Annotated in this window: 22 protein-coding genes and 1 tRNA gene; 11 read left to right on the top strand and 12 right to left on the bottom strand. The window is 61.1% G+C overall.

Annotated features, from left to right (window positions below):
• Positions 1–22: 22 nt before the first annotated feature.
• Genes mltA through ACLB6G_RS02400 form a run of 3 tightly spaced genes read left to right on the top strand, consistent with a single transcriptional unit; the run spans position 23 to position 2,048 of the window.
• A complete protein-coding gene (gene mltA, locus ACLB6G_RS02410; protein WP_410354511.1) occupies positions 23–1,126 on the top strand; it encodes a murein transglycosylase A in 1,104 nt (367 codons plus the stop codon).
• On the top strand, positions 1,123–1,671 hold the full coding sequence (locus ACLB6G_RS02405) for a Smr/MutS family protein (RefSeq protein WP_410354510.1): 549 nt from the start codon (positions 1,123–1,125) through the stop codon (positions 1,669–1,671). Before mltA ends, ACLB6G_RS02405 begins: the two co-directional genes overlap by 4 nt.
• The gene (locus ACLB6G_RS02400; protein ID WP_410354509.1) at positions 1,668–2,048 is read left to right on the top strand and encodes a helix-turn-helix domain-containing protein; all 381 of its coding nucleotides are present in this window, start codon (positions 1,668–1,670) and stop codon (positions 2,046–2,048) included. The genes ACLB6G_RS02405 and ACLB6G_RS02400 overlap by 4 nt, the downstream gene beginning before the upstream one ends.
• A 51-nt stretch (positions 2,049–2,099) precedes the next feature.
• Here the strand turns inward: ACLB6G_RS02400 and ACLB6G_RS02395 are convergent, their stop codons facing one another.
• The 4 genes from ACLB6G_RS02395 to hslV form a co-directional block, all read right to left on the bottom strand.
• Positions 2,100–3,065 carry a DUF1402 family protein gene (locus ACLB6G_RS02395; protein ID WP_410354508.1) on the bottom strand — a complete coding sequence of 322 codons (966 nt, stop codon included), beginning with the start codon at positions 3,063–3,065 and terminating at the stop codon, positions 2,100–2,102.
• A gap of 114 nt (positions 3,066–3,179) precedes the next feature.
• On the bottom strand, positions 3,180–4,484 hold the full coding sequence (gene hslU / locus ACLB6G_RS02390; RefSeq protein WP_410354507.1) for an ATP-dependent protease ATPase subunit HslU: 1,305 nt from the start codon (positions 4,482–4,484) through the stop codon (positions 3,180–3,182).
• A gap of 3 nt (positions 4,485–4,487) precedes the next feature.
• Entirely contained in the window at positions 4,488–5,663 is a 1,176-nt protein-coding gene (locus tag ACLB6G_RS02385) for a hypothetical protein (protein WP_410354506.1), read from the bottom strand.
• A gap of 21 nt (positions 5,664–5,684) precedes the next feature.
• Complete coding sequence (hslV, locus tag ACLB6G_RS02380; protein ID WP_410354505.1) at positions 5,685–6,242, bottom strand: ATP-dependent protease subunit HslV; 558 nt, start codon at positions 6,240–6,242, stop codon at positions 5,685–5,687.
• Positions 6,243–6,429: 187 nt separating this feature from the next.
• Between hslV and hisB the strand changes: the two genes are divergently transcribed.
• The 8 genes from hisB (at position 6,430) to ACLB6G_RS02340 (ending at position 11,551) form a co-directional block, all read left to right on the top strand.
• Positions 6,430–7,029 carry an imidazoleglycerol-phosphate dehydratase HisB gene (gene hisB / locus ACLB6G_RS02375; RefSeq protein ID WP_410354504.1) on the top strand — a complete coding sequence of 200 codons (600 nt, stop codon included), beginning with the start codon at positions 6,430–6,432 and terminating at the stop codon, positions 7,027–7,029.
• Positions 7,030–7,033: 4 nt separating this feature from the next.
• A complete protein-coding gene (locus ACLB6G_RS02370; protein WP_410354503.1) occupies positions 7,034–7,507 on the top strand; it encodes a DUF2628 domain-containing protein in 474 nt (157 codons plus the stop codon).
• Positions 7,507–8,154, top strand: a complete 648-nt coding sequence (gene hisH / locus ACLB6G_RS02365) for an imidazole glycerol phosphate synthase subunit HisH (protein ID WP_410354502.1) — start codon at positions 7,507–7,509, stop codon at positions 8,152–8,154. The genes ACLB6G_RS02370 and hisH overlap by 1 nt, the downstream gene beginning before the upstream one ends.
• Before the next feature lie 120 nt (positions 8,155–8,274).
• On the top strand, positions 8,275–9,054 hold the full coding sequence (gene hisA / locus ACLB6G_RS02360) for a 1-(5-phosphoribosyl)-5-[(5-phosphoribosylamino)methylideneamino]imidazole-4-carboxamide isomerase (protein ID WP_410354501.1): 780 nt from the start codon (positions 8,275–8,277) through the stop codon (positions 9,052–9,054).
• A 153-nt stretch (positions 9,055–9,207) separates the two neighbouring features.
• A complete protein-coding gene (gene hisF / locus ACLB6G_RS02355; RefSeq protein ID WP_410354500.1) occupies positions 9,208–9,990 on the top strand; it encodes an imidazole glycerol phosphate synthase subunit HisF in 783 nt (260 codons plus the stop codon).
• Positions 9,983–10,330: a phosphoribosyl-ATP diphosphatase gene (locus ACLB6G_RS02350; RefSeq protein WP_410354499.1), complete on the top strand. Its 348-nt coding sequence runs from the start codon at positions 9,983–9,985 to the stop codon at positions 10,328–10,330. Before hisF ends, ACLB6G_RS02350 begins: the two co-directional genes overlap by 8 nt.
• A 41-nt stretch (positions 10,331–10,371) precedes the next feature.
• Complete coding sequence (gene coaA / locus ACLB6G_RS02345) at positions 10,372–11,331, top strand: type I pantothenate kinase (protein WP_410354498.1); 960 nt, start codon at positions 10,372–10,374, stop codon at positions 11,329–11,331.
• A gap of 143 nt (positions 11,332–11,474) precedes the next feature.
• Positions 11,475–11,551 (top strand) — tRNA-Arg (locus ACLB6G_RS02340).
• A 72-nt stretch (positions 11,552–11,623) separates the two neighbouring features.
• Here the strand turns inward: ACLB6G_RS02340 and ACLB6G_RS02335 are convergent.
• From ACLB6G_RS02335 to ACLB6G_RS02300, 8 genes are all read right to left on the bottom strand, one after another.
• On the bottom strand, positions 11,624–14,761 hold the full coding sequence (locus ACLB6G_RS02335) for a type I restriction endonuclease subunit R (protein WP_410354497.1): 3,138 nt from the start codon (positions 14,759–14,761) through the stop codon (positions 11,624–11,626).
• Positions 14,758–16,584 carry a DUF262 domain-containing protein gene (locus ACLB6G_RS02330; RefSeq protein WP_410354496.1) on the bottom strand — a complete coding sequence of 609 codons (1,827 nt, stop codon included), beginning with the start codon at positions 16,582–16,584 and terminating at the stop codon, positions 14,758–14,760. The genes ACLB6G_RS02335 and ACLB6G_RS02330 overlap by 4 nt, the downstream gene beginning before the upstream one ends.
• Complete coding sequence (locus ACLB6G_RS02325) at positions 16,577–17,602, bottom strand: SIR2 family protein (protein WP_410354495.1); 1,026 nt, start codon at positions 17,600–17,602, stop codon at positions 16,577–16,579. The genes ACLB6G_RS02330 and ACLB6G_RS02325 overlap by 8 nt, the downstream gene beginning before the upstream one ends.
• Positions 17,603–17,604: 2 nt before the next feature.
• Positions 17,605–18,012, bottom strand: a complete 408-nt coding sequence (locus ACLB6G_RS02320) for a hypothetical protein (RefSeq protein ID WP_410354494.1) — start codon at positions 18,010–18,012, stop codon at positions 17,605–17,607.
• A 114-nt stretch (positions 18,013–18,126) separates the two neighbouring features.
• A complete protein-coding gene (locus tag ACLB6G_RS02315) occupies positions 18,127–18,936 on the bottom strand; it encodes a coiled-coil domain-containing protein (RefSeq protein WP_410354493.1) in 810 nt (269 codons plus the stop codon).
• A complete protein-coding gene (locus tag ACLB6G_RS02310) occupies positions 18,933–20,258 on the bottom strand; it encodes a restriction endonuclease subunit S (RefSeq protein ID WP_410354492.1) in 1,326 nt (441 codons plus the stop codon). Before ACLB6G_RS02310 ends, ACLB6G_RS02315 begins: the two co-directional genes overlap by 4 nt.
• Positions 20,251–21,852 carry a class I SAM-dependent DNA methyltransferase gene (locus tag ACLB6G_RS02305; protein ID WP_410354491.1) on the bottom strand — a complete coding sequence of 534 codons (1,602 nt, stop codon included), beginning with the start codon at positions 21,850–21,852 and terminating at the stop codon, positions 20,251–20,253. Before ACLB6G_RS02305 ends, ACLB6G_RS02310 begins: the two co-directional genes overlap by 8 nt.
• Positions 21,853–21,925: 73 nt before the next feature.
• The gene (locus tag ACLB6G_RS02300; protein WP_410354490.1) at positions 21,926–22,978 is read right to left on the bottom strand and encodes a tyrosine-type recombinase/integrase; all 1,053 of its coding nucleotides are present in this window, start codon (positions 22,976–22,978) and stop codon (positions 21,926–21,928) included.
• Positions 22,979–23,021 lie beyond the last annotated feature (43 nt).

Raw genomic sequence — 23,021 nt, 5'->3', positions numbered from 1 at the left:
CCCGCCCTGTGGGGATGACGGCATGACCGACGCGCCTGTTTTCCTGCCGGCCGGTTTCCAGGCCATTCCGGGATGGACAGGCGACGACCATGCCGCTGCCTTTGCCGCCTTTCGCCGGTCCGCCGTCGAGGCGGCGCGGCGCTCGTGGAAAGACGGCGCGCTCGGGGTGACGTTCGAATCCCTCCGGCCCGCATTCGAGGCCGCCCGGTCGATGGACCATCCCGACCGGGCAACGGCACGGGCGTTTTTTGAAACCCGTTTTGATGCCTGGCTCTGTCCCGCTGACGGCAGCAAGGGTTTCGTCACGGCCTATTACGAGCCGGAAGCGGAAGCTTCACGCCAACCCACCGGTCGTTTCCGCTTTCCCTTGTACCGTCAGCCCGCCGATCTGGTGAAGATCCCGCCGGGCGACCGTCCGCCGGGCCTCGATCCCGCATTCGAATGGGCAAGGCAGACCCCGACGGGGCTGGTCGAGCATCCAGACCGCCAGGCCGTGGAGACCGGAGCACTTGCCGGGCGCGGCCTTGAGATCGCCTGCCTGGACGATCCGGACGATGTGTTCTTCATCCAAGTCCAGGGTTCCGCGCGCCTGTCGATGACCGATGGCACGGCGATGCGCGTCGGCTTTGCCGCCAAATCCGGCCATCCCTTTTCCTCGATCGGCCGCAAGCTGGTCGAGGACGGGGAACTGGATGCCGCGACGGTCTCGATGCAGGCGATCCGCGACTGGCTGAAGCGCAACCCCGACCGGCGCGATGCGCTCGTCTGGTCCAACCGTTCCTTCATCTTCTTCCGCGAAAACCCTTCCGGCGAACCGGATCTCGGCCCCGTGGCCGCGGGCCACGTGCAACTCACGCCTGGCCGCTCTGTGGCGCTGGACCGCAAGCTGCACTGTTTCGGAACGCCCGTCTGGATCCATGCGCCGTCCATGACGGATTTCGGCGCCCCTTTCTCCCGGCTGATGATCGGGCAGGATACCGGCTCCGCCATCGTCGGCCCGGCGCGGGCGGACCTCTTTGCCGGAACCGGCGCGAGGGCAGGCGAGACTGCAGGCGCGGTCAAGGCGCCTGCGGCCTTCTGGTTTCTCCTGCCGCGCGGGCTGGAACCCGGAGCCATGCCGTCATGACCGGCCGTGAACGCAAGCTCGATGCGGAGGAGCGCATCCTCTGGGGAAAGGTCGCGCGTTCGACCACGCCGCTGAAGGACAAGGCGGTGCAGGACGACTGGCTCCCTGAACCGCCACGGGAGGATGACAGAACGCCGCGGATCGTCCGGCAGGCCGAAACCTTCCGGCAGCATCCGCCCCCAGCCACCCACAATCCGCCGCAGCCGCCCGCTTTCGACCGGCCGCAGCGCCGCAAGCTGGAGAAGGGGCGCATCCCCATCGACGCACGTATCGACCTGCATGGCCTTTTCCAGGCGGAGGCCCACGCCATGCTGCTTTCATTCCTCGCCCATGCCCACGCGCGCGGCCTTCGCCATGTGCTCGTGATCACCGGAAAGGGCGCGTCCTACGGCTCGGAGGGTGTCCTTGCCCGTTCCGTGCCGGCATGGCTTGCGACGCCCCCGTTCCGGGCGCTTGTCAGCGGCCATGATGTCGCGTCGCGCCGGCACGGGGGCGAGGGCGCGCTTTACATCCGCATTCGGCGCAAACCTGGGAGGGGAGGATGACACCTTTCGGCAGGAAACTCAGGGACATGCGGGCCGAACGGGGCGTGACGCAGCGGCAGATGGCCGAGGCGATCGGCGTTTCCCCGGCTTATCTGTCCGCGCTCGAGCATGGCCGTCGGGGCCAGCCGACCTGGGCCCTGTTGCAACGGATCATCGGCTATTTCAACGTGATCTGGGACGAGGCCGACGAATTCGCCGAACTGGCGGGCATCTCCGATCCAAGGGTGACCATCGACACGGCCGGCCTGACACCGGCCGCCACCGGCTTCGCCAATCGCCTGGCGCGCGATATCGGCCGACTCGACGATGATGGTCTGGAGGCCCTGGACCGCATGCTCGATGCGCTTGTGCGCGCGGAGCAGGATCGCGCGAAGTGATTCCGGCTGGAACCGGTTCCCGTTTCGGGCTGCGAACTGCAGCGAAACGCCTTACTCGAACAGGGCTTTCAGTTCGGCAAGCTTGTCGTTGACCAGCCAGCCGTAATAGTTCTCCTCCGGCATGCGCGGCGCCTTGCCTTCCGCGAGTCGCTTGCCGTTTTCGGCCTTCAGCATTTCGGCCCGTTCTTCCGGGTTCCCCAGATTGTAAAGCGTGGCGGTAATGCCCGGATTGCCGGAGATGTCGAAACCGGCGATTGTCCGGTAGGCATCGATCGACTTCGCGATGACCGCCGCCACATAGGCAAGCGTCATGTCGGGATCCATGATCGTGCGGTATACCGCCTGCGGATTGCGGTGGTCGAGACGGGGATAGCCCGAGACCTCGTGCACCATGTCGCTCATTTCCAGCGCTGTCAGCGGGTTCAGTTGGCCCAGGCCGAATGTCTGGCCGGCATAGAAAGGCTGGAAGAAGACAGCGGAAAACCGGTCGTCCGGCCAGGCCTCGCCATCAACGGTCCGTCCCCGGAACATGGTGTTCCAGACCGTTTCCCGGCAGGTCCACTGGTCATAGCTGCCGGTCATGCCGGTGCAACGCTCGAATTCCGGACGCTGGATGAAGTCCCCGACACTTTCGCCATTGTGCTCGAAGCCGAAGCGCGTGTTCACATAGGCCAGAGCCTTTATATAGTAGCTCTGGAGCCGGTCATAGGCATCGACGTTGTAGGTATGCTCGCCGACGATGGCGCCGACGATATGCATCGGGTCGATGGCGTAGGCCTCGGCTTCCTCGCGGATCTTGTCGCGCAGGGACGCGTCGGACGCCAGCAGGTCGTAGACCTTGCGGTATTTCCCCTCGAATGTCGTCTTGAGCGCGAGGGTGCGCTTTGCGGACGCGCCCGGGATCGCGGGCTGCTCCGTATGCCGGTTTCCGGCCGGCACGGTCGTCACCGCCATGGCCGGAGCCGCCGCCAGAAGGGCGCAGATCAGGCTGATGGCGGGAACGGTCAGGCGGTGCATGGTTGCTGGTCGGCGTCCTGGGAAAAACAGGGGTTCAAATAGTCGCTACCGCCGGGCAAGTCGATACGCAATAAGGCGCGTCAGGAGCAAACCGGCGCTACTGTGTGTCTCCGGTTACAGGATATAGCGCGACAGGTCGGTGTTCTTGGCCAGATCGCCGACATTGGCATGAACATAGGGCGCGTCGATGACCATGTCGTCACCGTCGCGGTCCGGCGCGGTATAGGAGATCTCGTCCAGCACCCGCTCCATGACCGTCTGCAGGCGCCGCGCGCCGATGTTCTCCACCGTGGCGTTGAGATCCACGGCGATACCGGCCAGCGCATCGATGGCGTCTTCGGTGAAGGTCAGGTTGACGCCCTCGGTGCCCATCAGCGCGGTGTACTGCTTGATGAGGCTGGCCTCGGTCTCCGTCAGGATGCGGCGGAAGTCCTCCTTCTCCAGGGCCCTGAGTTCAACCCGGATCGGCAGGCGCCCCTGAAGTTCGGGCAGCAGGTCGGACGGTTTGGAGACATGGAAGGCGCCCGACGCGATGAACAGGATGTGGTCGGTCTTCACGGGTCCGTATTTGGTGGCCACGGTCGTGCCCTCGATAAGGGGAAGCAGGTCGCGCTGCACGCCCTCGCGGGAGACGCCGGCGCCATGACCGCCTTCGCGCGCGGCGATCTTGTCGATCTCGTCGAGGAACACGATGCCGTCGTTTTCCGCCGAGACGAGCGCTTCCTGTGTCACCTGGTCCATGTCGAGCAGCTTGTCGGATTCGTCGTTGACGAGGAAACCGTAGCTTTCGGCCACCGTGGTGCGGCGCGTCTTGGTGCGTCCCCCCATGGCCTTGCCGAGCAAGTCGTTGATGTTGAGAACGCCGATATTGCCCCCCGGCATGCCGGGGATTTCAAAACCGCCGGGCATGCCCGTGTCGGCGACCTCGACCTCGATCTCCTTGTCGTTGAGTTCGTTGTTGCGCAGCTTTCGCCGGAAGGAATCGCGCGTCGCCGGGCTCGCTGTCTTGCCGACAAGGGCATCGAGCACGCGTTCCTCGGCGTTGAGTTCGGCCTTGGCCTTCACTTCCGCGCGCTTGCGGTCGCGCACCAGCGCGATGGCCGCTTCCACCAGGTCGCGCACGATCTGTTCCACGTCGCGGCCCACATAGCCGACCTCGGTGAACTTGGTCGCCTCCACCTTGATGAAGGGCGCGCCGGCCAGCTTTGCCAGCCGCCGGGAGATTTCCGTCTTGCCGACGCCGGTCGGCCCGATCATCAGGATGTTCTTCGGGCTGACCTCCTCGCGCATCGGGCTTTCCAGCTGCTGGCGCCGCCAGCGGTTGCGCAGCGCGATGGCGACCGCCCGCTTGGCCTCCTTTTGGCCGATGATGTAGCGGTCGAGTTCCGAGACGATCTCGCGGGGGGAATAATTGGTCATGGCCTACACTTTGATGGGAGGAAGTTTCGCCAGCACCGATGTGGGAAGCGTCGATCCCACGGTCAAGCCGCGAATGCGCTGCCATCCGGCGCCGAACATGATCACCAGGGCGCCGATCATCAGCAGGATCAGCGCGAAGGGCGGGATGCCGGTCGCATTCGCGGTCCGGTCGAACAGGTAATAGACGCCGAGCGAACCGAAATAGGCGAAGGTCGGCACCAGCAGCGAACGCCGGTCGATGGCGAGCGCCACGTAGACGAAACCGGCGATGAGCAGGGCGAGCGAGACGGCGGCGCCCGCGCCGGGCTCGATGTCGCCGACGGACGTTGCCTGGCCGGTGGCGAGGATGAACAGCGGGTGCACCAGCATGGGCGCCGAGACGACATGCAGCCAGAAGGCGCAATCGGACCAGACGGTACGCCGTTCGCGGTCATGCAGGTCGAGCGCGACAGCCACGAGGAAGACGATCACGCCGCAGGCAAGCGGCATCAGCAGGGCCCGCTCCATGACAAGGGGAAGCTGCTCGGCCGCCGGCAGGGCAACCTGTCCGCTCGTCACACCGTCATAGAAAAAGAGCGCGGTCCAGAGAAAGGCCATGGCCGTCATGGCAAGCGCGATGACGGCGGCCATGACAGGGACGCGGAAGCGCCAGAAATAGACGGCCGCCGCGGCCGCGATGCCGCCCGCTGCCAGGCTGCCGAGCCATCCTGCCTGGCTGCGAAGCGCAAACAGGGCCAGCAGGCTGCCGTCAGTCTGATCCAGCCCTGTCCGGGACGCCGCGAAATCGCCAAGAACCATGGCAACGCAAGCCGCAAACCCGAGACCCAGCACCGTGCTGGCCAACCGCATCCGTTTCTGCCGTGTCACGAACTCCGCCACGCCCCAGATCGCGGCTGCAAGGATCAGCGCGCCGGCAAGGCGGTCGACACCCGGCACCGCCTGCAGAGAGAAAACGAGCCCGGCGAAGAGCATGCCGATCCCGACCGTCACGAACAGGTCGTTGCCACCGCCGATCAGGCGCAGGTTCTCATCGGCCGTTGTTTCTGCAGGAAGCGGCGGCATGGTCTCAAGCGCAACGACGGCATCGCGCTGCGAAGGCGAGAGAATGCCGCGCTCCACCGCGCGATCGAGGGTCTCCAGGGAAATCAGGTCCGTTTTCCTTTTTCTTCCGGCCACCATGGGGCCGGCAGCGAGGGCGAACTACCGGGCCTCGCCCGTTCCGAGCGTCTCCACGATCACGTTGTGATTGGTATAGACGCAGATATCGGCGGCGATCTGCATTGCCTTGCGGGCGATTTCCTCGGCGTCCTCTTCCACGTCGTAAAGGGCGCGCGCCGCGGCCAGGGCATAGTTGCCGCCCGAACCGATGGCCATCACGCCCAGTTCCGGTTCCAGCACGTCGCCATTGCCGGTCACCGCGAGGCTGACATCGCGGTTGGCCACCAGCATCATCGCTTCCAGTTGCCGCAGATACTTGTCGGTTCGCCAGTCCTTGGCCAGTTCCACGCAGGCCCTCATGAGCTGGCCGGGATACTGTTCGAGCTTTGCCTCGAGCCGTTCCAGCAGGGTGAAGGCATCGGCCGTTGCCCCGGCAAAACCGCAGATCACGTCCTGGTCCTTGCCGATCCGGCGCACCTTGCGCGCATTGCCCTTCATCACGGTCTGGCCGAGCGACACCTGCCCGTCGCCGGCAATGACCACCTTGCCGCCCTTGCGCACGGTGACGATCGTCGTGGCGTGCATGCTCTTCTCGCCCATGGGCTGGAACTCCGTTTGGCTGCCGCGCCTGTCCGGCGCGGATTGTCTGAAACGTCTATGTATGCAACGGCTGCGTGATTGCAAACCGGCCATCCGGCGAAGCCCGTGGTCCGGCACCGGCAAGCAACTTTCCAATCCGTCCGCCTGCTGCTAGAAGGCGGGCACCAGTTCAACGGGAACACCTGCCATGACCGCCCGCAGCGCCAGCGTTTCGCGCAAGACCAACGAGACCGCGATCGAGGTTTCCGTCGCCATCGACGGTACCGGCAGGCACGACATCAGGACCGGTGTCGGCTTCTTCGACCACATGCTGGAGCAATTGTCGCGTCACTCCCTGGTCGACATGACCGTGCGCGCCGATGGCGACCTGCATATCGATGACCACCACACGGTGGAGGATACCGGCATCGCGCTCGGGCAGGCGCTGGCGAAAGCGCTTGGCGAACGGCGCGGCATCACCCGCTACGCATCGTTGAACCTCGTCATGGACGAGACCATGACGACGGCCGGCATTGACGTCTCGGGCCGTCCCTTCCTGGTCTGGGACGTGGAATTTTCCGCGCCGAAGATCGGCACCTTCGACACCGAACTGGTGCGCGAATTCTTCCAGGCCTTTTCCCAGCATGCCGGCATCACCCTGCATGTGCGCAACGAATACGGCGCCAACAATCACCACATCGCCGAGACCTGTTTCAAGGCGGTCGCCCGGGTTTTGCGAACGGCGCTGGAGATCGACCCGCGCCAGGGCGATGCCGTCCCGTCGACCAAGGGATCGCTGAAGGGCTGAGCCGATGGCCACCTATGTTGTGATGACACCTCCGGCGGCCGGGCGCGACGAACAGGCCCGCCTCGTGCGCGACGGCTTTTCCTTCCCCGCCTTCATCGTGCCGCCGCTCTGGTTCGCCTGGTACCGCCTCTGGGTCGAGGCCCTTGTCTCGCTTGCCCTTCTCATGGGCGCGGGCGCGCTGGGCGAGGTGGCGGGCTATGCCGCCGCCGCCGTGGTCCTGTCCTTCCTTGTCTCGCTCTACGCCGGCCTCGAGGCCAGCGGCCTGCTGGTCGCCAGTCTGGAACGGCGTGGCTGGCGTGCTGCCGGTGTGGTGGAGGCCGCCGGTTGGCGCGATGCCGAACAGCGCTGGTTCAGGGGCGAAACCCCTGATCGCATGTCGCCGGCCGCTCCGCCGCCCCTCCCGTTGCGGGCGGCCCATGGCAGGCCTTCGGCGTCCGCCGAAGGGCTGGGCCTGATCGACTATCCGGGAGCACGCTGATGCGCGTCGCCATCATCGATTACGGCTCGGGCAATCTGCGCTCGGCCACCAAGGCCTTCGAACGCGCGGCGCGAGAGGCCGGGATCGCCGCGCAGATCGACCTGACGGCGGATGCGGACCGGGTGCGCAAGGCCGACCGCATCGTCCTGCCGGGCGTCGGCGCCTATGCCGATTGCAAGGCCGGACTGGATGCGGTTCCCGGCATGCATGCGGCCATAGACGAGGGTGTCGGCGCCGGACGGCCGTTTCTCGGCATTTGTGTCGGCATGCAGCTCATGTCGACGCGCGGGCTCGAAAAGACGGTCACGGACGGCTTCGACTGGATCAGCGGCGATGTGCGCCTGATGACGCCTGCCGATCCGGCGCTGAAGATCCCGCAGATCGGATGGAACACGATTCACGTGAAACATTCCCACCCGCTGTTCGACGGCATTCACACGGGAGAGGACGGGCTGCATGCGTATTTCGTCCATTCCTATTTCCTCGATGCGGAAAACCCGGACGATGTGGTTGCCGTCACCGACTATGGCGGCGAGGTGACCGCCGCCGTCGCCCGTGAAAACCGGGCCGGGACCCAGTTCCACCCGGAAAAGAGCCAGAAACTGGGTCTTGCGCTGATCGCCAATTTCCTCAAGTGGAAGCCCTGAGGGGCCAGGTGAAAACGATGCCAGATACGCTCTCCACTGCCATCGACCTGAAGGATGGCACCCCGCGCCGCCCGCAGCGGCAGGGCCGCGAGGACGCGCAAACCGGAAAGGGCATTTGCCGTGTCTAGGATACTCTTCCCCGCCATCGACCTGAAGGATGGCCAATGCGTGCGCCTCAAGCTGGGCGAGATGGATACCGCGACGGTCTACAACGACGATCCCGGCGCACAGGCGAAGGCCTTCGAGGACGCCGGTTTCGAATGGCTGCACGTCGTCGACCTGAACGGCGCCTTTGCCGGGCAGAGCGTGAACGGCGCGGCGGTGGAGAAGATCCTCGCCGCGACGAAGAACCCGGTCCAGCTTGGCGGCGGCATCCGCACGCTCGCCCAGATCGAGGCCTGGCTGGAAAAGGGTCTGGCGCGCGTCATCCTGGGCACGGTGGCGGTGCGCGATCCGGACCTGGTGCGGGAGGCCTGCCGGCTGTTTCCGGGCAGGGTTGCCGTCGGCATCGACGCCAAGGGCGGCAAGGTGGCGGTCGAGGGCTGGTCGGAAGCCTCGTCGCTTGGCGTCGTGGAACTGGCAAGGAAGTTCGAGGGCGCGGGCGTCGCCGCCATCATCTACACCGACATCGACCGTGACGGCGTTCTGGCCGGCATCAACTGGGAATCGACCATCGATCTGGCCAATGCGGTTTCCATTCCGGTGATCGCGTCGGGCGGCCTTGCCTCCATTGCCGATATCGTGCGCATGACCATGCCCGATGCGGCGCGCCTTGAAGGGGCGATCTCCGGCCGGGCGCTTTATGACGGCCGCATCGATCCGGCGGAAGCGCTTGGCGTGCTCCGGGGAACGGTCACGGTGGAAGCGGCATCCTTCGAGGATCCGGAGGAACGGCGGTGAATCCCGTTTTGGTCATGTCCCCCCGCTGCCGTAGGGAAACAGGTGTGCCATGCTGAAGGCCCGTGTCATACCCTGTCTGGATGTGAAAGATCGCCCGCGCGCCCGCAGCGGCAGGGCCGCGAGGACGCGCGGAACAGGAAAGGCGGCCATCCCATGCTGAAGGCCCGTGTCATTCCCTGCCTGGACGTGAAAGATGGCCGCGTCGTCAAGGGCGTCAACTTCGTCGACCTGATCGATGCGGGCGATCCGGTGGAGGCGGCCAAGGCCTATGACGCGGCCGGCGCCGACGAACTGACCTTCCTGGATATTACCGCCAGCCACGAGAACCGTGACACGATCTTCGACGTGGTGGCGCGAACGGCCGAACAGTGCTTCATGCCGCTGACCGTGGGCGGCGGCGTGCGGGCCGTGGCCGATATCCGCAAGCTCTTGCTGGCAGGCGCAGACAAGGTCTCGATCAATACCGCTGCCGTGAACAACCCGGACTTCGTGGCGGAAGCCGCCGGCAAGTTCGGCGACCAGTGCATTGTCGTCGCCATCGACGCCAAGAAGGTGTCAGGCGAGGGTGAGACGGACCGCTGGGAAATCTTCACCCATGGCGGGCGCACGCCGACCGGCATCGATGCCGTCGAGTTCGCACGGCTTGTCGTCGAAAAGGGCGCGGGCGAGATCCTGCTGACGTCCATGGACCGCGACGGCACGAAGGCCGGCTATGACATCGCGCTGACGCGCACCGTGGCCGACGCCGTCCATGTCCCTGTCATCGCCTCGGGTGGCGTGGGCAATCTCGATCACATGGTCGAGGGCATCCGCGACGGCCATGCCACGGCGGTGCTTGCCGCCTCCATCTTTCATTTCGGCACCTACACCATCGGTGAGGCCAAGGCCTACATGGCCGATGCCGGCTTGCCGATGCGGCTCGATCCCCATGACTGAGCGCGAGGAAACCCCGTTGACCACTTTCACGCTTGCCGACCTGGAGCGGATCGTCGCCGAACGCGCCCGGTCCGGCGATTCGAATTCCTGGACGGCGAAGCTGTTCGCCAGGGGGATGCCGAAGGCAGCCCAGAAGCTGGGGGAGGAAGCTGTCGAGTCGGTGATCGCCGCGGTGGGCGGGGATCGCGAAGGTCTGATTTCCGAAAGCGCCGATCTTCTCTATCATTGGCTCGTCGTGCTGGCACTGGCCGGCATTTCCCTGGACGAGGTCATGGCCGAGCTGGAAAGCCGGACAGGCCGGTCGGGAATTGACGAAAAGGCGTCCCGCAAGGGGCAGTAACGGCCGGACGCTGTCTGGCGGGCAAGTGACGGAACCGATCGATGGACCAGCTCAACGCTTCCGAGATCTACTCGCCCTACCGCTTTTTTTCCGCTGAAAGCTGGGCGGAATTTCGCGCGGACACGCCGCTGACGCTGACGGCCGACGAGGTCGAGCGGCTGCGCTCGATGAACGATCCGGTGGACCTCAACGAGGTACGCCGCATCTATCTTGCCCTGTCGCGGCTGCTTTCCTCCCATGTCGAGGCCAGCCAGCTCCTGTTCCGCCAGCGCAAGCAGTTCCTGAATGTCGATGACGCGGTCAAGACGCCGTTCATCATCGGCATTGCCGGCTCGGTGGCGGTCGGAAAGTCGACCACCGCGCGTATCCTGAAGGAGTTGTTGCGCCGCTGGCCGTCGAGCCCGAAGGTCGATCTGGTCACGACGGACGGCTTCCTGCTGCCCAATGCGGAATTGCGCCGCCAGAACCTGATGGACCGCAAGGGCTTTCCCGAAAGCTATGATGTCGGCGCGCTGTTGCGCTTCCTGTCCGACATCAAGTCGGGCCGGTCCAACGTCAAGGCGCCGCTTTATTCGCACCTGACCTATGACGTCCTGGAGGGCGAGGAGCAGATCGTCCACCGGCCGGACATTCTCATCTTCGAGGGCATCAACGTGTTGCAGGTGCGCGACCTGCCCCAGGACGGCAAGGCCGTGCCCTTCGTCTCCGATTTCTTCGATTTCTCGATCTATATCGATGCCGACGAGGACCTGATCCACGCCTGGTATGTCGACCGCTTCATGCGCCTGCGGCAGACAGCCTTCACCAATCCGCAGTCCTTCTTTCACCGCTATTCGCAATTGCCCGCCGACGCGGCGCGTGCGATCGCCGAAGGGCTGTGGGCCAACATCAATGCGAAGAACCTGCGCGAGAACATCCTGCCGACAAGACCGCGCGCCGACCTCATCCTGCGCAAGGGCGCCGACCACCTGATCCAGGAAGTGGCACTGCGCCGGCTCTGACGCTGGCGCGGCGGGCCACCCGGACAGGGCCGCCCTGCCTTGTCGCCGATCCTGCGCGAGAAGGCTGCTTGTGTGTTTTCATGATTGATGCGGGCGGATGCTTGGGTTAGAAGAACCTTCGCCGCAGGCGGTTCGCCTGCCGGGCACCCGTAGCTCAGCTGGATAGAGTGCTGCCCTCCGAAGGCAGAGGTCACAGGTTCGAATCCTGTCGGGTGCGCCAATAAAATCATAGATTTACGAATAATTCGAAGGTGGCTTATTCCGAAAAGGAACCACATAGTAACCACCAACGCTACCCTATTGCGTTCCTCAAAAGGGCCTCAGCCTGTTCCAGAACCAACTTCACCGCCTCTTCCGAAAGGTCGGGGGGGTAGCCGTACTTCTTCAGGACACGCTTAACCAGCACACGCATCCTAGCTCGGGCGCTCTCGCGCTTGTGCCAGTCTACCGTCGCGTTCTGCCTCAGTTGCTCTAATAGCTCATGCGCGATCAGCCGCAGCTTGTCATCGCCCAGAACCTCGATTGCGCTCTCATTTTGGGCCAAGGCATCGTAGAACGCGACTTCCTCGCCAGAAAGCCCCGTCTCTTCACCGCGCTTACGTGCTGCTTGCAAGTCTTTTGCCAGCGCGATCAATTCATTGATCATCTCTACCGCAGATATGGCGTTTGAGTGGTAACGGGCGACAGCCTCTTCCAATCGTTTCGAGAATGCGCGGCTTTCAACAACGTTGGTTTGAAGGCGGCTCTTGATTTCGCCGTTCAGGAGCTTTCTCAAAGCCTCCAAGGCTAGATTCTTGCGTTCCATCCCTTGGATTTCCGCCAAGAAATCATCCGACAGGATCGAGATGTCCGGGCTTTCAATACCGGCAGCCTGCAAAACATCGATAATTTCCGTCGAACCAACCGCCCGGTCGATCAGTTGCTGAACTGCGAAAGTGCGATCTTTTCCCAAGATAGGCCCTTTGGCCGTCGATTTTGCGATGGCGGCGCGTATGGTCTGAAAGAAACCGACTTCATCGCGGATTTCTGCGGCTTCATCGCTGGCGGAAGCCAAAGCGTAGGCTTTGGTCAGGGAAAGCACCAAATCCTGATAGGCACGATGCGCCTGTCTACGGGCGTTATCGTTCGATGCCTTTCCCGCCTCTGTCTCTTGCCATTTGAGCACCCAGTCAATTGCAGCGGCAAGCGCCTGAAGCCGCGCTTGAGGCGTGCCCACCAAGCCACCGACATAATCATGTCCATGAAAAACCGCCTTCACCCGCTGGAACGCCTCAAGCATGACTGCGACAGCTTCGTCTTCTGGGATACCAGTTTTTTCTTGATCGTTCGGACTGTAGTCCTTGAGGGCGTTCTTTAGGTTCTGAAGGATTCCGATGTAGTCTACGATCAGGCCGCCGGGCTTGTCTCGAAATACACGGTTGACGCGTGCAATCGCTTGCATCAGACCATGACCTCGCATCGGCTTATCCACGTACATCGTGTTCATGGATGGGGCGTCAAAGCCCGTCAGCCACATGTCGCGGACGATCACTAGCTTAAGCGGATCGTTCGGGTCGCGGGCGCGCTTCGCAATAAGGTCGCGCCTACGTTTGTTACCAATATGCTGCTGCCAGTCCAGGGGGTCAGATGCGGCTCCCGTCATGACGATTTTCACGGCACCTGTGGCATCATCTTCGGAATGCCATTCCGGGCGCAGCTTGATGATTTCATCATACAGCTCAACGCAAATGCGACGGCTCATGCAAACCGCCATGGCCTTCCCGTCCAAAGCCTTCAGGCGCGCTTCGAGGTGTTCAACCAGATCAGCAGCGACAAGGCTAAGGCGCTTCTCTGCGCCGACAAGGGCCTCGACGGTCGCCCACCTGGCCTTGAATTTCTCGGCTTCCGTCAGCGTGTCATCTTCAACCAGCGCTTCGACTTCGGCGTCGATCTTGGGCTTTTCGTCTTCGTCCAGTTCGATGCGCGCCAAGCGGCTTTCATAGTAGATCGGAACGGTCGCTCCATCTTCAACCGCGCGGGAGATGTCATAAATATCTATATAATCCCCGAAAATTGCGGGCGTATTGCGATCCGCACCTTCAACAGGGGTGCCCGTGAACCCGATGAAGGACGCGTTCGGCAAGGCTTGGCGGATGTAGTGCGCGTAGCCATAGCGCCGGATGCCGGTCTTCGTGTCGAGCTTTGCGTCCAATCCGTACTGGGTGCGATGTGCTTCGTCAGCGATGACGATCACGTTCCGCCGGTCAGTCAGAAGCGGGAAGTTCTCTTCCGAGCCTGCGGGAAGAAACTTCTGAACGGTCGTGAAGATCACGCCACCGGCTGACCGTTCCAAAAGACGCTTCAGGTCGTCACGGTTTTCGGCCTGCTCAGGTTTCTGGCGGATAAGGTCGCGGCACAGATTGAAGGTTCCGAAGAGCTGGTCGTCGAGATCGTTCCGGTCCGTCAGGATGACCAGTGTCGGGTTCTGCAACTCGACAGAACGCACAGCAAGGCCGGCGAAAAACGCCATGAGGAAGCTTTTTCCCGAGCCTTGCGTGTGCCAGATCACGCCAATCTTGCGGTCGCCGTCCGGCCTGGAGGCGTCAACCGCTTCCCGTATGGCCTTCTGCGCACCGTGGAACTGGTGATAACCCGCGATGATCTTGAAAGGGCCGTCTCCACGATCCCCGAAGACGGTGAAATCCCGTATGAGTTTCAGGAATCGACGGCGCTCGAAGACGCCTTGCAGCAGTGTGTCGAGTTCCGGGGTGCCGGGTGGTGCATAGTCGTCGCCTTCCACGGTGCGCCACGGCATGTAGCGTTCTTCCTGTGCGGTCAGCGAACCGATACGCGCCTTGATCCCGTCCGACGTTGCGAGCACGGCATTGGTGCGAAACAGCGAAGGGATGTCGCGTTTGTAGGTTTCGATCTGGTTGAAAGCGGCGGACAGCGTCGCGTTTTCGGCTCCGGGGTTCTTCAGTTCCAAGACAGCCAGAGGCAGACCGTTGACAAACAGGACGAGGTCCGGGCGGCGGTTCTTGTGCCCTTCAATCAGGGTGAACTGGTTGACGACCAGCCAATCGTTGGCGTCCACGTTCTCAAAGTCGATAAGCCAGACCTTTTCACCGACGATTCTGTCGCCTGCCCTGTATTCGACTGTCACCCCCTCGGTTATCAGAGAATGAATGCGCCGGTTTTCCTCGACTGCGTCATTCGTCTGGCTCACCAGTACCTGCCGGATCGCTTCGGCCCGTACCTCGTCAGGGATGTGCTGGTTGATTCGTGCCACCCATGTTTCCAGCCGTTTCACCAGAACCGGGTCGGAGTAGGAGGGGCGCTGCGGCGACGCGCCGTCCGGCGCGATCACGCTGCCATGCAGATAGAGCCAGCCAAGGGATTTCAGCGTCTCGATGCCTGCCAGTTCGACGGTGTCTTCGGAGAAACCCATCATGCCTGCGAAACCGTCTTTTCGTCGGACGTATCCCACACTTTTGACGCTAAACGTGCAAAGAACACCTGACGCTGCTCGACTGCGGTCTTGTTCCAGATGGGGAAAACCTCAAGTTCCTCAACAGCTTTGGTGATCTTGTCGGCAACCCCCACTTGCCCGCTTGCCTTGTCAGCTTGACACCTTGTCATCAGATACTTCGATTGGGGGTAGGTCCGGATTTTCACCGAGTATCTTGCGTTCCGGATCGCCCTGTTGATGGACTTCTCAATCAGCAAGAGATTTCCAAGCTGCTGAATGACCTCTTGATCATCTCCGCCTTCCCCAAATTCGGCAACTGCTTCTGCATCACCTTTGTCGGGCAGGATGTGTTCGATGTCATTCCCACCAGAAACATAGTCGTCCAGATTGTCCCGACCTTGGCTTGGACCATAGGCGAGTAGGTCAATGTGTTGAGTTAGCTTCGCCAAAAAGTAACGCAACCGGAATTGCCTCGTGTCTCCAACCCGCAACGACAGCAACTTTTGCCGGAATGCGTTGGCCAGGGCGGTTCGTTCCTTCTTGAAGTGATGCTGAATAAAATCGCCAAAATTGGCATCCGTTACCGTCCGAAGCTCATGCGCGGCATCGACAATTCGACGCTCGTACTCTTTGCCTGGCGTCCCACTTATGAGCCAAACGAACATCGTTTTTTCGATCTCGTTGCAGAGCGTTGTGAAATTGGTCGGGTTGAGGTGTCGCCCGGCCATTAGGATGATGAAGTGCTGCTTGATCGATTTGCCGCCGAGTGTCCTTGTGTTCGCCAAACCTCGCTCAGCACCGCCAGACGCATTCATTCCATTGGCGAAACGCCGATAGGCTTTGGCCGCTTCAAGCAGGCGCTGCGCGAACTTCAATGGCTCCGTTGCGTGCTTGGTCAGCTTCTCGTTCTTCTGGAACCAGTCATAGATCAGTTCTTCGCGCAACTTGCTGTCGACATCGAAGGTGGCCAGCAGGTAGTAGCGCAGGAACCGCAACGGCTTCTCGTTCGCAGCGTAGATTTCATCCGTTAGCTGTTTCCAGACATCCTTGAGCTTCGAATACTCGGCCTCTTTCGCGTTCATGAAGAGCAGGTTCTTCAGCAGGTCCATCGCGTCCAGGCCGACACCCCGGTCGTTGATCGTCTCGAAAATCTTCAGGGCCTTCGCAATGGTGGGCGTTTGGATACGGATGATCTTGACCTTGTTCGTCAGGTAGCCATGGAAGCGGCGGATGGTGGCGGGGTCATTCTCCAAGGTGGCGGCGATGAACTCCCGGATCGTCAAATAGGCGTTGCCGATATTACGGATTGATCGCGTCAGTTGCTTGTTGGCTGTGGTGCCGTTGCCTTCGGCGTATTGGACGAGCACGCCGCCTGAGTCCTCATACTGAAGCTCTAGCCGATAGCGCGCGATGCTCTCGCCTTGCCAGTCGACGGTGCTTGACGCGATCTGCCCCTTCAGCTCTTCCGGGAGTGATTGACCCAGTTCAACAAGCGCATCCCGCAGCGCGCACAGGGTCAGATAAGCCGTTGTTGTCCGCTGCTGGCCGTCAATCAGCTCGAAAACGTCGTCTTTTCCGACACAGACAACGATGGTGCCGATGAAATATTCGGGAGCGGATTCTTTGGTTGCGTTTTCGTATTCGGCGAAGATGTCGGTCAGGAACTGGTCGACCTCTTCTCCGCCTTCGCCTTTCGGGTTCGTTTCCCCCCAGACATATTCGCGCTGGTAGTCCGGAACGCGGTAGAAATCCTGAAAGAGCCGTTTCAGGGTCATGTCGTCGGAAATGATGCTCTGCTCATTCATCAAGCCCGCCCTCCATCAGCGTAATCAACAAGTCTTCGATACATTGGTCGTGGTCATCCGACGGATAGTAAATCGGATGGATTTCAGCTTCGGCAAGAAAGATCCGACGAGCAGCGCGTTCGTTCCCTTCTGGCAGGGGAAGGAACGCATAGTGGCGAACTGCACCCTCGCCATTCTGGGCGCGGATGTCGCAGAGTGCAGAATAGGTGCGGTCCGATTGCAGGCTTGATCCCATGAACAAAAGGCTGCGGGTGCCGATCAGCGCGCCAAGGATGTTGGTCAAGGTCACGTCGCCGTTATATGCGGCCTCATACTCGGCGCGGGTCAAGACTCGTCCGTCATGGGTGTCGGCCTCGCCGTGTAGGCGCAAAAGGCAGTGGGGATTGTTGCCAAGCCTTTGGCGCGCGTCCCTAAGGCGCGAACCGCAAAACTCGTTTACGAAAGGCCGCTGCGCTGCTGCGTAAATGTGGGTCAGCACATAGTCGAAGTTGGTTGTCAGTACTTCGTTCTGAAAGAGCCGGGGCAAAAGGCAGACAGGGCCAGCGGCGTTGGGGAGGTGCTGACCAAGCTTTATGTTGATTTCTTCGGCAAGCACACCCGGCCCTAGTGTGTCATGAACAAGCTGTGCGGCCTCTTCATATTCACCGCGGCCAAGCATCGCCTCGACATCGGCCCTGATCTGCTGGGCGTCGGCGAGGAGGGACAGCAGGAACGCACCCCAAGGCCGATAGCCGCTGGCAATGGACATGCCCGCGCCGACAAAGGGCAGTACGTTGCCGTTCTGTTTGCGGGCGGTCAGGGATCGGAAACGGTCAAGGCACTGGGTTTCTTCCAGAAAGTCCCGCGCACGGTCTTTCGCTGCCTGTATCTGGTTCTGCACAAAGGCGGTGAATGTGGCCTCGTAGTCATGCGGGGCCATGTTGCGGAAGACTTCGGTGCTTTCCCATGTGAAGCCCGCGATCTCGACTGGGCCGTTTTCGTTGAGGAACTCGTGATACCGTTGACGGAAATACTCCATCGCTACGCCGCCAATAGCCGGTCTATGATTTCACCCGCCTCTGCCAGCGTCTCGGGCTGCAGGCAGACAAGGTCGGCCATGCCGAGATCGGGCATCTTTTCCAGCGCGCTGTGGCGGCCATATTGCGGGGCACCGGACTTCCCGGGCGTGGCATAAAGGGCCGAACCAGGGGACGGGCGTTGCTTGATCCCGCTTGTCGCCAGCGGCCCGGCGATACGGTTCTCGGTCCACAGGTTGGCGGGTGTCTTCGGGCTTTGCTCGAACATCAGTTCGACGCGCTTGCCGCTGCGGGTGGTCAGGATATAGCGCTGCGCATAAGCGTCCTGATGGCCAAGCGGGTGTTCGACCGCGAGGGCATCGAGTATCGCCGCGATAGCGGTTTTCAGGTGGCTACGATCAATAGGCATCACGACACCGCCTTTCCCGTATCCCGCACCCGCACCGCGCCGGACATTAGCTTGGGCAACAGGTAATCGCGGGTTTCGGCGAGGGTGCGGCTTTCGTTCGGATGGTGCTTGATCATTTCATCCACCACTTCCCGAGACGGCTACCAGCGTCTGTACGTAGCTCAGTGCAGCCTGCGCCTGTTCAGGGCCAAGAACCGTTCCGATTGCACCAACGAGAGCGCCTACGGGGGCGGCGCCAACTGCCTGCCAAAACCCCGACTTCAGTCCGCTTCCATCCAGGACTTTGCCAAGCTGAGTAGCAAGCCTGTCTCTCTCTACCGTCAACATTTCCACCTTGGCCTGCAAAACCGCGATCTCGCGCCGCAGACTTTCAGTGTCTTGGTTTGCTGGCAGTCCATTGGCTGGGATCTGATCGCGCAAACGGGCCATGGCGAAGGCGATCTCGGCCAAAGCTTCAATCTGGTTGGTCTTTGTCAGATTGCATAGCTCTGCCTCAAGCTGAGAGATGCCTAAGGAGGAAATGTCTAGGAAGTCGCGTCCATGAGGACCAAGGGCGACAATCGCCTGCAGAGTATCGGTCTTTTCGGGGCGCAGTTGGGTCAGATCGGATTCGCTTGGCCCGATCCACGCGAGCAGGCCGTTTATGAGTTTCCGGGTGTCCGGAGCGAGAGATAGGTCGCCATTCGGATTGCGTGAGGGTAATTGACCGTAGCGGTTGCCCGGATAGCCCATGATCGAGGCTACGACCGTTGGTGGCAACCCGCTGATCTTCGCTAACTTTTCCTGATCCAGTTTCCATTCATCGGCAATGGAAACGAGCTCGCTACGGAAATTTTCAATGTTGAACTGGCGATAGTCTTCCGGAACCTTCGCCGTAAGCGTTTGAAGCCGGTTGTAGGTGCGCCATCGCGCCTTAACAGCACTCATTTGTCAGCTTCCTCGACCATGGCGGCTGCATCCCGCACCCGCACCGCGCCGGATATTAGCTTGGGCAACAGGTAATCGCGGGTTTCGGCGAGGGTGCGGTTTTCCTCGGTTCGCATCCTGACAAGGGCATCAATCGGTGAAACGAAGTCATCGAATGCGGCGGCGGCGGGTTGATCCGCGCCGCATATCCTCAGAGCCTTGAACTGGTTCTGGTTGATCGAACCGAACACCGTTCCGTCCTTATCAAAGGAAGCAAGTTCCTCTCGAAGATGAAGCGCAGAGTAGTAGGTAAATGATCCGAGCCTCTTTCGGTGCATGAATGCCCCGACACCGCGACCGATACAGCATTCTTCCCATGCCCTGTTAATGTCCCCTACTGGCGCTCGAACGCTGACCAAAGTCCAATCAGCTGGCGAAACTCTTGAAGGTGCCGAGCAATAGACGCGCCTTGTTGGAAAACGCCAACCGAAGTCTCTTCGCCCCTGATAAAAAGGCAGACCGTTGCCCGCTTCGTTGTAGGTATCACCGGGCGGCGATTGCCCCATTGTGACGTCAAAGTCTTGCCCAATCTCGCGTTTCTCCCACCCCTCCGGTAGGCCATCATCGCCGAAGCTGTCGGGGAAGAAGGTGGCAAGGGGGGCGGCTTTGGTGGGGTCGGGGATGAGGCCGCCGAGGATGGCGACGGGGTCGGTCGCGCCCTCCGCCTTGCGGCGGGTGGGGCCGAAGGTGACGAACCAATCCTTGAAAATCGCCTGCGCCAAAGCCTCCAGCGTCTCATTCATCTGCCGGTTCAACTCGATCTTTTCGTCGAGGGCGGACAGAGTGCCTGAAATTGCCTCTTGCTCAGAAACAGACGGCAGCGAAAAACGATAGTCGAGAATGCGGCTTGGGGAAGTATGTTTCACCGTCGAGCCGGTGGCACTGCCGATAACGTGATTCCGATATCTCTCCGTCCGCAAAAGCCATCCGATAAATGGCAAAAAGACTGATTCGCTCTTTTGAGCCAATCTTCCAATGCGCTGATTATGAAGAAAACGAAATTTAGAATGTGGAACAACTGCTGAATATCCAAGAGTGTCGGCCTGCTTACTCAAATCAGTCATCGTGACAATAATGTCGCCTGGCTGAAGCAGGTACTCTTCGGGCGTAGGCCCTCGATAGTATTTCAATTTTTCAAGCTGGAAGCCTCCGCCAATAGCGAAATTTCCAGGCGTGACGAGAATGTCACCGGTTTCTTGATCGGAAAAAAACTCTCCTTTGAATGCGTAACCATGTCGAATAGTCACGAGTTCACCTAGCTGTTTCTTGGGCCATTCATCCATTCGAACGGACCTCTCGCAGAGCATCGGCAATACGTGCTGCTATGGCGTTGCCTTCTGCAAACTGCTCTTCCAATCGCTGTCGCAGCCCCGCAATCCGCTCCTCAAACGGGACGCCCTCATCCTCGGCGTCCTCGGCCCCGACATAGCGCCCCGGTGTCAGCACATAGCCGTGCTTGGCCACTTCTTCGGTGCGCGCCGATTTGCAGAAGCCCGGCACGTCCTCATAACCGCCGTCGCGGTTTCGCCAGCTGTGATAGGTGCCTGCGATCCGCTCGATATCCTGCGCCGTGAACTCGCGCCGCGTGCGGTCGACCATCACGCCCAGTTTGCGCGCGTCGATGAACAGGAACTCGCCGCGCCTGTCCCTATGCCCATTGGCGCTTTTGTCCTTGGCCAGAAACCACAGGCAGGCAGGGATTTGCGTGGAATAGAACAGCTGCCCCGGCAGGGCGACCATGCAATCCACCGCGTCCTGTTCCACCATGCGGCGGCGCATCTCGCCCTCGCCCGATTGCTGCGACGACATCGACCCATTGGCCAACACCACCCCCGCCGTGCCGCGCGGGGCAAGGTGGTGGTAGATGTGGGACAACCAAGCATAGTTGGCGTTGCCTTGCGGCGGTATGCCGAAGGCCTCCCACCTTATGTCCTCGGCCAGATTCTCGCGCCACCAGTCCGACACGTTGAAGGGCGGGTTGGCGAGAATGAAGTCGAAATAGGTATTCGAGAACTCGTCACGGATGAACGAGCCTTCGTTGTTCCAGCGGATATCGGCATCGATTCCGCGCACGGCGAGGTTCATCTTGCACAGCTTCCACGTGGTGTGGTTGCGTTCCTGCCCGTAGATCGAGATTTGGCGCTTGGCTTCCTCGACGTGACGCTGGTCGGAATGGTCTTCGATGAACTTTTCCGATTGCACGAACATGCCGCCCGATCCGCAGCAGGGGTCATAGACGCGGCCCCGATAGGGTTCCAGCATCTCGACCATGACGCGCACGACAGAACGGGGGGTAAAGAACTCACCGCCGCGACGCCCCTCGGCCCCGGCAAAGCCTGACAGGAAATATTCATAGGCCCGGCCCAGCAGGTCCCGGGATTTCTCCCCCTCAACGTTCATCGTGACGTCGGAGAAGAGCAAGACAAGGTCGCCGATCATGGTCTTGTCAAGTGCCGGGCGGCCATAGTCCTTGGGAAGCACGCCCTTGAGCGTGGTCGCGTTGGCCTTTTCGATGGCCTCCATTGCGGCATCGATCAGCCCGCCGATGTCCACCTTCTTCTTGTTGCCGGTGACGGGGTCGGTGATTTCGAGATCGCGGGCGCGGGCGTTGTCCTTGAGGTAGGACCAGCGGGCGATTTCAGGCACCCAGAAGACGCGGGCGGCGGTGTATTCCTCGGGGTCGTTGGGGTCGGCGTATTCCTCCTGCTCCAGCTTGGCGCGCTGAGCCTCGAAGGCTTCGGAGATGTATTTCAGAAAGATGAGGCCAAGCGCGACGTGCTTGTATTCGGAGGGTTCAAGATTGCCCCTGAGCTTGTCAGCAGCCTTGAACAGGTCTGCCTCGAACTGAAGATCACTACCACTTGTGCCGTTTGCCATAAATTTTCTCCCCGAACGGCACTATCGACCACACAATCAGTGGATGTGGCAAGGCCTTTGCTTTTCAAATCGTTCAGGGTTTTCCTATCAACCGCTTGATCTCATCCAGCAGAGCGTTCGGTTCCTGGCTGCCCGGATTTCGCACCAACCGCCCCTGCTCCTCAAGTCCGATTTTTCCATAGCTCGTGAGCGTTGTCATCGCGCCTTCGTGGCCAAGATTCTGGGACCATGCCTTGAAGACCGGAACCGCAAGCTGGCGACGATACATTTCCGAAACGATCATGTTGCGGAACCGGTGAGGCGTGAACTCTGGCAAGCCAGCATTGCGGAAAGCCGCTTTGAAGATAGCACGCACTGGTGATGCGTTCGCCCAATGCTCGCGGCTTAGGCCGTTGGCTTTGAGGCATCGGTCTTTGTCTTGGCCCATCGCAGTTTTCGGAAAAAGCGGATCATGGTCGCCGAACAATTCCACGGTGCGGAGATAGGCGACCCATTCGAGGAAGATCACCTCGAATGTGTCGTTGAGCGGAAACAGGAAGGTATCGATTCGTTTGGAGAACTTGGTGGAAACCTCAATTGGATTCTGCAGCACCAACCGCCTGGCCTCATCGAAATGCTTGAGTTTGAGCGTGATCAGCGCGCCGTCCCGAATGCCGGTGACTGCGGTGAAGGCGATCAATGCCCGGTCACGCTTTTCGATTGCAGTTTCCATGGGCATGGCGGCGACCACCTTTTCGACCATCGGCAAAGAAGGAAACTCCTTGTCAGCGGGCGCGGTGGCGGCCCGCACCGCCTTTTCCGACAAGTTGAAATAGTCGATATCGGATAGCTTGATCGCGCGCTTGAAACCGGGCTGCAGCGCAAGCCATCCGAAAAAGAGCTTCAGGTCGTTGAGTGTGGAAAGGGTGGTCGCTGATGCCAAGCCAGTCGCGACCAGCTTCTCCTTGAAGCCGACCGCTTGCCGCTGATCGAAGGTCTTGAAATCGCGCCTACCATTGAAGTCCTCGAACCGGGTCAACGACCTGGCGACTTGCCGAACGGTTTGATCCGATCTCCCAAGCGCCTGCTTCAAATGATGAAAGTAGTCGCGCTTGGTGCGTTCGTTTGTCGGGTTCTTCGCGATCATTTGTGATCCTCGCTTTCGAAAATGTGACGGTTTATGGTCTTTG

The sequence above is a fragment of the Zhengella sedimenti genome (genome assembly GCF_046506625.1).
Taxonomy (GTDB): Bacteria; Pseudomonadota; Alphaproteobacteria; order Rhizobiales; family Rhizobiaceae; genus Zhengella; species Zhengella sedimenti.
The sequence above is the reverse complement of the archived record's forward strand: the minus strand, read 5'-3'. Positions and strand labels throughout refer to the sequence as shown.

Coding starts and splice junctions, on each gene's coding strand:
- ACLB6G_RS02350 (WP_410354499.1), top strand. CDS start 9,983: ATGACTGAGCGCGAGGAAACCCCGTTGACCACTTTCACGCTTGCCGAC.
- ACLB6G_RS02315 (WP_410354493.1), bottom strand. CDS start 18,936: ATGAGTGCTGTTAAGGCGCGATGGCGCACCTACAACCGGCTTCAAACG.
- ACLB6G_RS02370 (WP_410354503.1), top strand. CDS start 7,034: ATGGCCACCTATGTTGTGATGACACCTCCGGCGGCCGGGCGCGACGAA.
- mltA (WP_410354511.1), top strand. CDS start 23: ATGACCGACGCGCCTGTTTTCCTGCCGGCCGGTTTCCAGGCCATTCCG.
- ACLB6G_RS02385 (WP_410354506.1), bottom strand. CDS start 5,663: ATGGTGGCCGGAAGAAAAAGGAAAACGGACCTGATTTCCCTGGAGACC.
- ACLB6G_RS02300 (WP_410354490.1), bottom strand. CDS start 22,978: ATGATCGCGAAGAACCCGACAAACGAACGCACCAAGCGCGACTACTTT.
- hslU (WP_410354507.1), bottom strand. CDS start 4,484: ATGACCAATTATTCCCCCCGCGAGATCGTCTCGGAACTCGACCGCTAC.
- hisF (WP_410354500.1), top strand. CDS start 9,208: ATGCTGAAGGCCCGTGTCATTCCCTGCCTGGACGTGAAAGATGGCCGC.
- hisB (WP_410354504.1), top strand. CDS start 6,430: ATGACCGCCCGCAGCGCCAGCGTTTCGCGCAAGACCAACGAGACCGCG.
- ACLB6G_RS02335 (WP_410354497.1), bottom strand. CDS start 14,761: ATGATGGGTTTCTCCGAAGACACCGTCGAACTGGCAGGCATCGAGACG.
- ACLB6G_RS02395 (WP_410354508.1), bottom strand. CDS start 3,065: ATGCACCGCCTGACCGTTCCCGCCATCAGCCTGATCTGCGCCCTTCTG.
- ACLB6G_RS02325 (WP_410354495.1), bottom strand. CDS start 17,602: ATGGAGTATTTCCGTCAACGGTATCACGAGTTCCTCAACGAAAACGGC.
- hisH (WP_410354502.1), top strand. CDS start 7,507: ATGCGCGTCGCCATCATCGATTACGGCTCGGGCAATCTGCGCTCGGCC.
- ACLB6G_RS02405 (WP_410354510.1), top strand. CDS start 1,123: ATGACCGGCCGTGAACGCAAGCTCGATGCGGAGGAGCGCATCCTCTGG.
- ACLB6G_RS02330 (WP_410354496.1), bottom strand. CDS start 16,584: ATGAATGAGCAGAGCATCATTTCCGACGACATGACCCTGAAACGGCTC.
- ACLB6G_RS02400 (WP_410354509.1), top strand. CDS start 1,668: ATGACACCTTTCGGCAGGAAACTCAGGGACATGCGGGCCGAACGGGGC.
- coaA (WP_410354498.1), top strand. CDS start 10,372: ATGGACCAGCTCAACGCTTCCGAGATCTACTCGCCCTACCGCTTTTTT.
- hslV (WP_410354505.1), bottom strand. CDS start 6,242: ATGGGCGAGAAGAGCATGCACGCCACGACGATCGTCACCGTGCGCAAG.
- ACLB6G_RS02310 (WP_410354492.1), bottom strand. CDS start 20,258: ATGGATGAATGGCCCAAGAAACAGCTAGGTGAACTCGTGACTATTCGA.
- ACLB6G_RS02305 (WP_410354491.1), bottom strand. CDS start 21,852: ATGGCAAACGGCACAAGTGGTAGTGATCTTCAGTTCGAGGCAGACCTG.